The sequence below is a fragment of the Bradyrhizobium sp. Kon69 genome (assembly GCF_055807515.1).
Genome location: NZ_JBVVOS010000354.1, coordinates 1 through 271, shown reverse-complemented (window position 1 = coordinate 271; position 271 = coordinate 1). Strand labels below are relative to the sequence as shown.

Below are 271 nucleotides of genomic sequence, written 5' to 3'. Positions count from 1 at the left end.
AAGGCGGCAAGACAGTCTTTAGAGGGTGGGGTGCTATACGCTTGGCTTTACCGACATGACAGGGATTGGCTAGTTCACTGGAATCAACAGCATCAACAAGAGCGTCTGGCACCCGCCCCTAGAGTTGATTGGAACCAAAGAGATCGAATTGCTGTACGACAACTATTAAGAATCATAAAGCGTCTAGATAGTAGCCTTGATCACCCAAGAGCGACATCGAGCTGGCTGTTAAAGCAAACTCCTAACGGAACCTCTCTTGCAAAAAATCTAC

The 271-nt window shown here is 47.2% G+C and carries 1 protein-coding gene; it reads left to right on the top strand.

Translation table 11 applies throughout. From position 1 onward, the window contains the following. Positions 1 to 30 precede the first annotated feature (30 nt). Positions 31 to 271 (top strand): TnsD family Tn7-like transposition protein (locus tag AC0L3U_RS39430; protein ID WP_473365126.1); only part of this gene is annotated, 241 nt, incomplete at its 3' end.